The sequence below is a fragment of the Mucilaginibacter sp. PAMB04274 genome, assembly GCF_039634385.2.
In the GTDB taxonomy this organism is placed as follows: Bacteria; Bacteroidota; Bacteroidia; order Sphingobacteriales; family Sphingobacteriaceae; genus Mucilaginibacter.
The window spans coordinates 5,313,431-5,325,960 of the sequence record NZ_CP155081.2 but is presented as its reverse complement, the minus strand read 5'-3'; the positions used below and the strand labels follow the sequence as shown (position 1 = coordinate 5,325,960).

The window sequence follows — 12,530 nt, the reverse complement described above, 5'->3', positions numbered from 1 at the left end:
TGTAAAAATAAGCAGCAAAAAGTTGTATTCTTTAATTGCTTATTCTATATATTTGAAAAGAAAGATCTTTAGACGTTGCATGTTTTTGCGTCATTATTGCCTTAATTCTAACTAAATAGCCAAATCTAATAGTATGCGTTTAATTGTGGTGCTAACATTTTTAACGTTAAATATTGCTTTTGCATCTGCTCAAACCGATTCCGTTATTTTTAAACGGATTGAGTGGGATACTAAAAGGCTTGGTCCTGGCATTCATTTAAAGCAGGCTTGGTTTAGAGGCAAATCTTTGTTTAAATCGAACCAATTTATATCTGTTCTCGAAGTTAAAGCCCGACGCAAAACGAAGTTCGACCTGGCTTACGAGCCAAAGCAAAAGAGAACAACCAGTGATTTTGGAAGCGACAAGCATGCCATAGCAGCCATCAACGGAACTTTCTTTGACGTTAAGAATGGCGGTTCGGTTGATTTTATTAAATCAGATGGCCAGATTATCAATCAGAACCGGCTAGAAAAAGGAGACAAACGGGCAAGGCATCAGCAAGCGGCTTTAGTAATAAAGGACGGCAAGCTAAGTATTGCGGAATGGGACGGTAGTGCTGATTGGGAAAAAAAATTAGATGGTGAAGATGTGATGTTAACCGGGCCGTTGCTCTTACATGATAACAAACAGGTGGCATTGGATTCTGCCAGTTTTAATGTTCTTCGGCACCCGCGGTCGGCGGTCGCCCTAACCGATAACAACCGCGTATTGCTTATAACGGTTGATGGAAGGAGCGCAAATTCTGCGGGAGTTAGCTTATTTGAATTAAGAAAAATATTACGCTGGCTCCATTGCAGTGATAGCGTAAACCTTGACGGTGGTGGCTCAACAACACTATGGGAAAGCAAAGACGGGGTGGTTAACTACCCATCTGACGGTGGAAAATGGGACCATAAAACACAGCGTAAGGTAGCTAACGTTGTGCTGGTGAAACGCAAGTGATTTAATAAACGAGAATTATGAAAATAACAATACTCTCTGTTTTAATAATTGTGTCGGCAAGCTGGCATAATTATAGCAAACCAACACAAGCTTTACTCCATAATTCCAAGCCAAGTACTTTTGCCAAATCGCTTATAACCGGCGCAGATCAAACCGAGAAATATTTACCTTATTTAAAGGGAAAGCGCATCGGTATGGTGGTTAACCCGTCGTCGCGTATTGGTGATAAGGCCAGTGTTGATAGTTTAAAAGCGCTTGGCGTAAACATTGTTAAAATATTTGGTCCCGAGCATGGCTTCAGAGGCGATGCCAGCAATGGTGCACATGTAGATGACAGTACCGACCCTAAAACAGGTATACAAGTAGTTTCCTTATACGGCAAATCAGGTAAGCCGGCCGCACAAGATTTGGCAGCGGTTGATTTAATGATATATGACCTGCAGGATGTTGGCGCGCGGTATTATACTTACTTAGCTACATTACATCGGGTAATGGAAGCTTGTGCCGAAAATAACAAAGAATTGATGATACTGGACAGGCCCAACCCTAACGGATATATGGTTGACGGGCCTGTGCTGGATATGAAGCTGAAATCGGGCATCGGGTTTCATCCGGTACCTATTGCACACGGTATGACTGTGGCCGAATATGCGCAAATGATAAACGGCCAGGGCTGGATGGCTAATGGAATAAAATGCAAGCTGAAAATTATTCCACTGGCTAATTATAAGCACAGTATGCCTTATACTTTACCGGTACATCCGTCACCAAACCTCAATACGCAGCAATCTATTTTATTATATCCTTCATTGTGCCTTTTCGAGGGGACTATTATTAGCCAGGGCAGGGGTACTTACTTTCCGTTTACCGTGTTGGGAAACCCTGATCTGAAAGGGCAATATAAATTTGCCTTTACGCCAAAAAGTATATCCGGAATGAGCGAAACACCGCTTTTTCAGGACATGGAATGCTTTGGCCTCGACCTGCGAAAATACGACACCAAAAAGCTCATTAAAAGCAAGCGGGTCAACTTAAGCTGGCTTATTGAGATGTACAAGGCCTATCCGTTTAAAGATAAGTTTTTTGATTACAAGCAAAGTAAGCAAATGGGCAACTTTGATAAGCTGGCCGGCACAACAACTTTAAAAGAACAGATTATTGCCGGTAAAACGGAGGAAGAAATCAGGGCAAGTTGGGAACCGGGTTTATCTCAGTTTAAAAAAATGCGCCAGCTTTATCTTTTATATCCTTAAGCTATCAACAGCCTACACACTATAACACAAATAGATTAACTAACGCTAAACAAAAATTATGAAACAAAAGCTACTTAGGATGTTCTTTGCGCTATTGTTTTTGTCGGTGCAGGCTATTGCACAGCAAAAAGCAATTAGCGGTAAAGTAACTAACGCCGATGACGGAAATCCGCAGCCCGGCGTATCAGTTAAGGTAAAGGGAGGAACTAATGGCACCGTGACCGATGTTAACGGTATGTATTCCATACAGGCAGCTAACGGCCAGGTGCTGGTATTTAGTTTTATCGGAAGCTCAAATCAGGAAATTACAGTAGGTAGCAGCAATGTGATCAATGTAAAACTTGGTGCCGATACCAAATCACTCAACGAGGTGGTTGTGGTAGGTTATGGCACACAAAAGCGGGCCGATTTAACAGGTGCCGTAACCACTGTTGACACAAAAGCACTACAATCGAGGCCAATTACTGATGTGGGCCGCGGCTTACAAGGTGTTGTGCCGGGCTTAACCATAACTACCGCAACCGGCGATATTGGTACAGACCCCAAGATCAGGTTACGTGGTTTAAGAGGATCAGTTAACACAGGTGCCGGTGGTGCAGCACCGCTTATTTTGGTGGATAACGCCGAGATACCAAGTTTGCAGCTTATTAACCCCGACGATATTGAGTCTATCTCGGTATTGAAAGATGCAGCTTCGGCATCTATATATGGTACTCGTGCGGCATTTGGTGTAATACTAATTACAACCAAAAGCGGTAAAAGAAATGGTACAAACACTGTTACCTATTCAAACAACCTGGCTTGGGCAGCACCGTTAAATACGCCTAAAATGTCGCTTGCTTCTGAAAACTCGCAGGCTACCTTGTTGGCTTTGCAGCGGTTTAGCCCTAACACGGCCAACTTTAAAGTAATAGGATATACGGTTGACGCTGGTGCCATAGCTAAAATGCGCGATTGGGAACAAAAATATTTAGGTCAGGACTTAGGTAGTGAAATGGTACAGGGTCGCGATTTTGATATTACAGGTGGCAACTTATATTTTTATCGTACATGGGATCCTGCTAAATTGTATCTGCGCGACTGGACACCACAGCAAACACACAACCTAAGCGTAACCGGCGGCAGCGAAAAAATTAATTATAACCTCGGCGTTGGCTATTTAGGGCAGTCGGGCGTGTTAAAGGTCAACCCCGACGAGTTTGATCGTTATAACTTTACCTTAGGCGTTAACGCAAGCCCTAAACAATGGGTTGACTTACGCGGAAAAATTATCTTTTCTAATACAAAAGCCACTAGTCCGTTCTCGTTCTCCGGTTCGCAATATGGCCCTTATTATTACCTGTACCGCTGGCCATCCAACTACCCTTATGGTACTTTTAATGGTTTGCCTTTCAGAGGTACTATTACCGAGGTAGAACAGGCCAAAATGGACGAAACCAAGAGTAGTACAGCCCGCATCCAATTGGGTAGTACGTTTAAACTGGCTAAAGGCTTAACCGTAAACGCCGATTATTATTATACCGGTACCGATTCTCATTTACATCAAACGGGCGGTAACACCTCCGCTTATGACTTTTGGTCATTTAACGGCACCAACTTAAACTATACAGCATATCAAAATGCTTCTTTCAATAAAGTGGTTTACAATTCTGCCTGGACACGTATTAATACAGGAAAACTATTTGCAACCTATGATAAAACTATTAGTGATCATTCATTTAAAGCAATTTTAGGCGGCGATATAGAGTATAACGAGTTTACCAGTAATTCATCTGAAAGAAAAAATCTACTTGATCGAAATTATGGTGAGATTGATTTAACAACTGGCGATCCGCTTGTAGGAGGTAGTCACGATCACTTCTCTACTTTAGGTTATTTCGGACGTATCAATTACGCTTACAAAAATAAATACTTACTGGAGTTAAACGGTCGTTATGATGGTTCTTCACGCTTCCCGGTTAATGATCTATATGCATTTTTTCCGTCTGCTTCAGCAGGGTATGTACTCACGGAAGAGTCGTTTATGCAGAAGACAAAATCATGGTTATCTTTTCTGAAGATTAGAGGTTCTTACGGCTCAGTAGGTAACCAAGTGGTAGGTGACAACCAATTTTTACCTGTAATGACACCATCCAATTCTGGTTGGATACTGGGTACAAATACAGTAACCATCAGCTCTCCAAGGCCAGTATCGCCAACTTTAACGTGGGAAACTGTTAGAACCGCAGACTTAGGCATAGACGTAAGGTTTTTAAATAACGAGCTTGGATTAACCTTTGACGTTTTTAAGAGAACAACAAATAACATGTTATCAAATGGGGTAACCCTGCCAAGCTCTTTTGGGGCAACAGCTCCAAAGCGTAACTACGGTGAATTACAAGGAAAGGGATGGGAGCTGGCTATCGATTACAACCACTCATTTTCAAATGGTTTGCATATAAACCTTACCGGTACTCTATCAGATGCTACTGAAACAATAACAAAGTTTGCTAATACAACCCGTACACTGCCTACGCCAATAGCAGAATTGAACCCTATTGATAGATATTATGAAGGTATGAAACTTGGCGAGATTTGGGGTTACGAAACGGATCGCCTATTTACTGAAAGTGACTTCGCAGGCAAAAATACTTCTGGGCGATATGTATATGCGCCTGGTGTGCCGTCGCAAGCTATATTAGAAAGCGGTTCATTTTACTTTGGTCCTGGCGATGTAAAATATAAAGACATAAATGGTGACGGAGTTATCGACTTTGGTAGTAATACAGTTGATAAGCCAGGCGATCAAAAAGTCATAGGTAATTCAACGCCACGCTATCTGTATGGCTTAAGGGTCGGTGCAGATTGGAAAGGCTTCGATGTGAACGTTTTTTTTCAAGGGGTAGCTAAACGTGATCTTTGGGCAAGTGGGCCAACCGTATTTCCAGGCTTCAGAGCAGCCGAGGGTTGGTATGCCAACCAAATGGATTACTGGACTCCAGAAAACCCGGGTGCTTTTTACCCAAGACCTACAGATTACGGCGCTACTGTTGACAGGTGGAACTTCCAGCCGCAAACCCGGTACTTGTTAAACATGGCGTACCTTCGTTTGAAAAACTTAAACGTAGGTTACTCACTACCCGCAAGCTTAACACAGCGCATTAAGGTTCAAAGGTTGAGAGTGTTCTTCAGTGGCGAAAACATTTTAACATTCGATCATTTAGGAGACATTCCGGTTGATCCGGAGATTGATTTTTCACAAACGCAGTTAAACAATGACCGTGCCGGCTTTGGTCGTGTATACCCTTACAGAAAAACGTATTCATTAGGATTGCAGGTTACGTTTTAAAAATTTCAAAAAGACATAATTATGAAAAATCTGAAATATTTACTTGTTGGTATAATTTTAATTGTCTTCGGATGTAAAAAGACCGACGATTTTTTAACCCAATACCCATTGGATGAGCTTACTGATGACACTTATTGGACTAGCGAAGGCAACGTCAAAACATTCGCTTATGCATTTTATCCAACGTTTTTTCCGGGTTATGCTTCCGGATTTGACTTAACTTGGGGCGGTTATTTTTCCGGAGAATCTCTTAACGACGACTTTGCTCCTACTACGCCAACAGTATTGACCAGAAACGCGCCTACTAGTGCCACTGGTACTGCTTGGACATTTACTAATATAAGAAGAGCTAATATCCTCATAGATCGTATTAAAAGGGTGCCTATGTCTGCAGAAGCTAAAGCCAACTGGACAGGTGTAGGGCGTTTTTTTAGAGGGCTTGAATATGCTAACAAAGTAAAAGCTTATGGAGATTTTCCATGGATTAATACTGTGTTGGCTGAAGATGATAATGCTGGCTTATACAAGCCTCGTGACTCTCGTACGCTGGTTATGGACAGTGTGCTAGCCGACTTTAAATACGCTGCTGCTAATGTTCGTGTTGTAGATGCCGCTGTAGGTCCGCAGAAGCTTATTGTAAACCGCGATGTAGTCTTAGCCTTTATGTCAAGAGTGTTCTTATTTGAAGGTACCTGGCAAAAATACCAAAACAACAATGCAGCAAAAGCTAACGAATACCTCGAAGCAGCTAAATTTGCTGCCAATGAAGTGATGACCAAAGGAGGGTATACACTTGCTGCAGATTACCGTAAACTGTTTAATTCACTTGAACTTTCTAATAATACTGAGATTATTCTTTACAGGAGATATCAAACCGGCTTGCTTACGCACAGCTTAAACAGTTATGTTAATAAGGAGCCGCAAACCGGTGTTTCTAAAAACGCTGTTGAGGCTTATTTAGCCAGTGATGGTTTACCTATTAGTATTTCACCCTTGTACCAAGGAGATAAGACTATCAACAATGTGATGGCTAACAGAGATCCACGTTTGCGGGCAACCATTACAAACGATATAAGGCTGCCGGGTAAAGTGGGTAATTATTCTACTTCAGGCTATTCTACCTTAAAGTTCTTAAACGAGGACATCAAGGATCTGACCAATGGTAATAGCAGCTTGAATGATACACAAGCACCTGTAATCCGTTTGGGCGAGGTACTCATTAATTATGCCGAGGCTTGCGCCGAACTGGGTACGTTAACACAAACCGACCTTGACAATTCTGTAAATAAATTACGCAAAAGGGCTAACATTAATATGCCCAATTTACAGGTAGTTGGTGGTTTGCCGGCGGTAAACAATGTAGTTTACAATGATCCCAAAAGAGACCCTTCTGTACCGGCCATGATATGGGAAATACGTCGTGAACGCAGGGTTGAATTGATGATGGAGGGTTTCAGGAACAGTGACTTACGCAGGTGGAAAAAATATGAATACCTGGATACCCAGGCTAATCCTGATATTAATTTAGGTGCATGGATTAACAAGGCTGATTACCCGGGCACTACTGTAACCATCCAGAACAACGCAACCCAGGGATATATTATTCCTGCGCCAAGGGCCGAAACGCAGCGGATATTTAATGATCCGCGGGTATATTTAAGTCCGTTGCCAATAGATCAGATCAAACTTTATAAAGATCAAGGTGTGGATTTAAAGCAAAATCCAGGCTGGTAAATACAGTTATTTTAAAACCCTTCATGGCCAATACCATGAAGGGTTTTCTTTATAAAAACATTATACTATGAGACTATTGCCATGCCTCACCTTAGCTCTATTATTGGGGCTTTTCATTATACCAAACATAACCAACGCGCAAACTCCTCCAAAACGCGAATTTAGGGGGGTATGGATAGCCACGGTTCAGAATATTGATTGGCCAAGCAAGCGCGGATTGGCATCGGGCGCACAGCAGCAAGAACTTGTGCAGATTTTAAATGAGCATGAAAAAAGCGGCATTAATGCTATTATGCTGCAAATACGACCTTCTGCTGATGCTTTATACGCAAACAGCAAAGAGCCCTGGAGCTTGTTCCTTGCTGGCAAACCGGGCCTTGCACCACAACCGTTTTATGATCCGTTAAAGTTTGCAATAGATGAAGCTCACAAAAGGGCTATGGAATTGCATGCCTGGTTTAATCCGTACCGTGCTACCAATGATCTGGCCGATTCAAATGTTAGCGCCAATCATATTACCCGTACACATCCGGAATGGTTTTTTACTTACGGGAGTAAAAAGTACTTTAACCCCGGTTTACCAGAAGTTCGGAAGTACATCATCAGCATAATAATGGATGTGGTACATCGCTATGATATAGATGGGGTACATTTCGATGATTATTTTTACCCGTACCCGGGTAAGGATAAATTGCCTGATACAACTACCTATGCACAATACGGAACGAGTTTTAATGACATTAATGATTGGCGACGCCATAATGTCGATACCCTTATCCATGTTTTATCGGACAGTATTCATGCCGCTAAAAAGCATGTTAAATTTGGCATAAGTCCATTTGGTATATGGCGTAATTTAAAGGACGATCCTAATGGGTCGGTATCTAACGGCCTTTCGGGTTATAGCGCATTATATGCTGATGCCCGCAGATGGACGCAGGCCGGATGGGTTGATTACGTGAACCCGCAAATTTATTTTCCGTTTTACTACCCGGCTGCACCATACGAAAAGCTGTTGGAATGGTGGAGCAACAACGCCTTTAATAAGCATGTATATATTGGGCAGGCCGTATACCGTGCTATGGAAAATCGCGAGGGCTGGCGTGACAAGCAGCAATTACCTAACCAGGTAAGGGCATTACGTAAAAATGCCCGGGTTCAGGGAAGCGTATACTTCAGTTCAAAATCAGTTACCGATAACCTTGCCGGATTTCAAGACTCTTTACGCGCCAATTTTTACAAGTACCCTGCTTTGCTTCCTCAAATGATTTGGTTGGGCGAATCGGTACCAATGGCACCTAGCGGCTTGAAGGCAGTCTATAGTAATAGTAAAGCACAGTTAACCTGGCAATACAGCAAAAGACCGGCAAATGTATATGGCTATGTAATTTACCGTTTTAAAGCAGGGGAAAAGGTAGATATTTATAAACCGCAAAACGTTATCAAGATCAGTTTTGATAAAACCTTGCGATCTTATACTGACACAACCGCTTCCAATGGTTGCAAGTATGTTATTACTGCTCTCGATCGCCTTAAAAATGAAGGTTATTCAAGCAAACCAGCTGTACTCAAAATAAGATAAACACGCTCTCATCTAAGATATTGATATGAATAAAAAGCTAATTCTGTTTTTATACTTCTTACTGTTAGTAAGTATTGCAAATGCACAGTCATTTAAATTTGCCTTTGTTTCTGATACGCATATTGGTAACCAAACAGCGGCCGAAGATCTGCGCAGGACCGTTAAGGATATTAACGCCAATGATGAGCTTAAATTTGTGGTGATAACGGGTGATATTACAGAATTTGGAGCCGACGCTGAACTAGCCTTAGCTAAACAAATTTTGGATAGCTTGAATAAAAAATGGTACATCATTCCGGGCAATCATGATGCAAATTGGTCAGAGAGTGGCAGTAACACTTTTCGCCGGGTGTTTGGTGCCGAAACTTTTGCTTTTAATCATGGAGGATACTTGTTTACGGGCGCAAGTTCGGGTCCGAATATGCGGATGGGGCCGGGCCAGGTACCGCGTGAAAACATTGTATGGCTCGATTCGGTTTTAAAAAGCACACCAGCGCAAACACCTGTAGTGTACCTGAACCATTACCCCCAAGACTCTGCCCAAAATAACTGGTACAACGTAATAGACAGGTTAAAAAAGAAAAACGTACAACTTATTTTATGCGGGCACGGTCATCAAAACCACCAATATACCTTTGATGGTATTCCTGGTGTTATGGGTCGGTCTAACCTGCGGGCTAAAGACAGCATTGGAGGATATAACATTGTTACTTTTGATAATAACACAGCTTATTTCGAAGAACGTAAGCCAATAATAAAGGCTAATAAGCCTTGGGCAAAAGTGGCCTTAATGCAAAGGGCGTTCGATAAGGACACTGCCCGCTATTATAGGCCTTCCTACGCCGTAAATCAAAAACTAACAAGGGTAAAGCCGGTATGGACCTATCAAGATCAAAGTGATATAGGCTCGGGCATGGCTATACATAAAAACGCAATTATTCTAACCGATACCAAAGGGCTAATTTATGCTTTGAACAAGGATAACGGAAAGCGCTTATGGTCTTATGCAACTCAAGGAAAAATTTACTCTACACCGGCGGTTTCCGGAAATTATGTTGTTGCCGGATCCTCTGATCAGAACGTTTACTGCCTGTCGGCCATTACCGGTAAATTAGTTTGGAAAGCACCGGCCGAAAAGGCTATTGTAGCTTCGCCTGTAATTAAGGATAATGTTGTTTTTATAGGTGCTTCAGATGGTCATTTTAGAGCCATCTACTTAAATAACGGAAAGCTGAAGTGGGATTATAACGAAGTAAAAGGCTTTGTGGTAACCAAGCCTTTAATTTATAAGAATATCATTTACTTCGGATGCTGGGCTAACGACTTTTACGCTTTAGACGTAAACTCCGGCAAGTTGATCTGGAAATGGAACAATGGCTCTGGCAACCGTATGTTTTCGCCCGCAGCATGTTACCCGGTTGCTGCTAACGGCAGGGTTTTCATTGTAGCGCCCGATCGCTACATGACAGCGTTCGATGCTTCAACAGGCAGAGTAATATGGCGCAAACAAGATCCGAAATTAAGAGTGAGGGAGTCGATGGGCATTTCTGCTGATAGTTCCCTCATTTACGTAAAAACAATGGATGGTAACCTACTAGGCATTTCACCTGTTGCCGATTCAATGCAGGTAGCTTGGAAATCAACTTTGCAATTACCATATGAGCTTTGCCCTTCGGCTATAGTAGAAGACCAAGGCGTTGTTTTTGTGCCAACACATTCGGGTATAGTATATGGTGTTGATCGTAATAGCGGCCAAACCCTTTGGAAATACAAAGTTTCTAATTGTTTGGTGAATACAGTTTTACCGCTAAACAGTAAAGTATACGTAAGTACTACAGATGGTGCTGTTGCTTGCCTGGGTAAGCAGTAGTATCCTTCTCGCTATGGTATTATATATAATGCCATAGCGAGATAATTAAAACACTGCACATAGCCTAGCTTTTGGGGATTGTTGAAAAAATTAAGTTGGTCTAACCACAATCATTCAAAATGCTGAAAGGCACGGTCAATTTAATACTTCACATAATGTAGTTTTCATGCTAAGTATCGTGTTAACAAAAAGAGCGAGCAGGTGTTATGGTATTGTATACTAATTGCTTATGCTGCTTAAATTGCTCCTGTTTTTATTTTTAGCATCCGTTGAGTTTTCGTGTTTTGCACAAGCGAAACTTGATTTGGAAAAACTCACCTTTAAAGAAGACCCAAGGATTCTTGTTAAGAACCATAAAAAGTCTGCCGACCCTATAGAGCCTTTAACGTCTTTACCCGCCTATACTACGTATGACATTGCCGGCTATCATTTCGGTCCGGCCAATCTTACCGAGCATTGTTTCGTTTCATTTTTGCTAAACTCTATTAAGGAAAAGAAACTGGTTGGTGTTATTATTGGCTTCGAAACAGACGCCGCGTCAAAGGCTATAAATAAATATGTATTTGCGAAATATGGAAAGCCCGTAGTGCTCGAAGCTGAAACACAAAGGAAAGACAAAAACAAAAAACCTTATCTAAGTGGTTCTGCCTACATGTGGAAAAATGTTAAACCACAAATAACATTATTCTTATCTAAAACCTATATGGTTGAAGATGGAAAGCCGGTTGAAAATACAGACTTGGTGCTGATTAATAACAGCGTAAAACCAAGCTATGAAACCAATTTCAGAACGGTGTTAGATAGGGTGATTAAAACCTATACACCGTAAGATAATACTGTAATTGAATGCAACTGTACTCAACAATCATGAAATGGACAGCACCGTCAGGCAGTCTTTTTCTGTGATTTGTATTTAGCAGGAGAAATTCCCATCAGTTTCCTGAACAGGCGCGAATAATAATACTGATCTACAAACCCAATTTCATTACAAATCTCTTTAATCTTGCGGTCACTAAAATACAGGTACTGGCAGGATAACTGGATTTTCAACTGATTAAAGTACTGAATAGGGCTATAGCCGGTTTTGGTTTTAAACAACCTGGTATAATGTGAAACCGAAAGATTTTGCTGTTTAGCCAAGTTGTCTACTGTAAATAGCTGCCTGATATTATCTTTCATAAAACGGATACTATGCGTTATGGCATCATCTTCAAGAACGGCCGGATTAATTTGTTCATCATAAACGAATGATGCAATAAATTCCAGTAGCTTAATATTTATAATCTCCATTACCAGCGGATGGTAGCTTTGCTCCAGTAGTTGGTAAATCTCATTGAATGTTTGTATTCGGTTTAAAGTATAAGGAATTGCCAGGCCATCGGTAAGGGTACGGTTAAGGTAGCGTGTGTAGATTAAATCAGCCTTTTTGCCTTTAAAATGTATCCAGTATATCGTCCAGGGGTCTTGAACCGAGCTTTGGTAATGATGAGGAACGTTTTTAGGGATAACAAAAAATGTGTTAGGGCGCATCAAGATTTTTTGGTCTTCCAATTCAATCAGGCCCTTCCCCTCGGTACAGTACAGCAGAATATATTGGTTAGTGCCCAGTTTTCGCTCTCTATCATGGAAACTGGCATGAGGATAATGTCCGATTGCGGTGAGGTTCAAATCATTGATAAGCTCGTTCTTTCCAACTAACCGTTTAACATCAGGAGGAACCACAATCATCCTTTGCCCTATAAATCCTTCTTTTACCTTTTTAATACTAGTGCCTGCCATCA

General features: G+C 41.5%; 8 protein-coding genes. 7 read left to right on the top strand and 1 reads right to left on the bottom strand.

Annotated features, from left to right (window positions below):
* Positions 1–133 precede the first annotated feature (133 nt).
* From ABDD95_RS22785 to ABDD95_RS22755, 7 genes are all read left to right on the top strand, one after another.
* Positions 134–982, top strand: a complete 849-nt coding sequence (locus tag ABDD95_RS22785; RefSeq protein WP_345949669.1) for a phosphodiester glycosidase family protein — start codon at positions 134–136, stop codon at positions 980–982.
* Between the two features lie 17 nt (positions 983–999).
* Complete coding sequence (locus ABDD95_RS22780; protein WP_345949668.1) at positions 1,000–2,235, top strand: DUF1343 domain-containing protein; 1,236 nt, start codon at positions 1,000–1,002, stop codon at positions 2,233–2,235.
* A gap of 58 nt (positions 2,236–2,293) precedes the next feature.
* The gene (locus tag ABDD95_RS22775; RefSeq protein ID WP_345949667.1) at positions 2,294–5,563 is read left to right on the top strand and encodes a TonB-dependent receptor; all 3,270 of its coding nucleotides are present in this window, start codon (positions 2,294–2,296) and stop codon (positions 5,561–5,563) included.
* Positions 5,564–5,584: 21 nt separating this feature from the next.
* The gene (locus ABDD95_RS22770; RefSeq protein ID WP_345949666.1) at positions 5,585–7,297 is read left to right on the top strand and encodes a RagB/SusD family nutrient uptake outer membrane protein; all 1,713 of its coding nucleotides are present in this window, start codon (positions 5,585–5,587) and stop codon (positions 7,295–7,297) included.
* 67 nt (positions 7,298–7,364) lie between these two features.
* Positions 7,365–8,879 carry a family 10 glycosylhydrolase gene (locus ABDD95_RS22765; protein ID WP_345949665.1) on the top strand — a complete coding sequence of 505 codons (1,515 nt, stop codon included), beginning with the start codon at positions 7,365–7,367 and terminating at the stop codon, positions 8,877–8,879.
* Positions 8,880–8,904: 25 nt separating this feature from the next.
* Positions 8,905–10,749, top strand: coding sequence for a PQQ-binding-like beta-propeller repeat protein (locus tag ABDD95_RS22760; protein WP_345949664.1), 1,845 nt, complete (start codon positions 8,905–8,907; stop codon positions 10,747–10,749).
* 229 nt (positions 10,750–10,978) lie between these two features.
* On the top strand, positions 10,979–11,578 hold the full coding sequence (locus tag ABDD95_RS22755) for a hypothetical protein (protein WP_345949663.1): 600 nt from the start codon (positions 10,979–10,981) through the stop codon (positions 11,576–11,578).
* A 56-nt stretch (positions 11,579–11,634) separates the two neighbouring features.
* Here the strand turns inward: ABDD95_RS22755 and ABDD95_RS22750 are convergent, their stop codons facing one another.
* Positions 11,635–12,528 (bottom strand): AraC family transcriptional regulator, encoded by an 894-nt coding sequence (locus tag ABDD95_RS22750; RefSeq protein WP_345949662.1) that lies wholly within the window; start codon positions 12,526–12,528, stop codon positions 11,635–11,637.
* Positions 12,529–12,530: the final 2 nt, after the last annotated feature.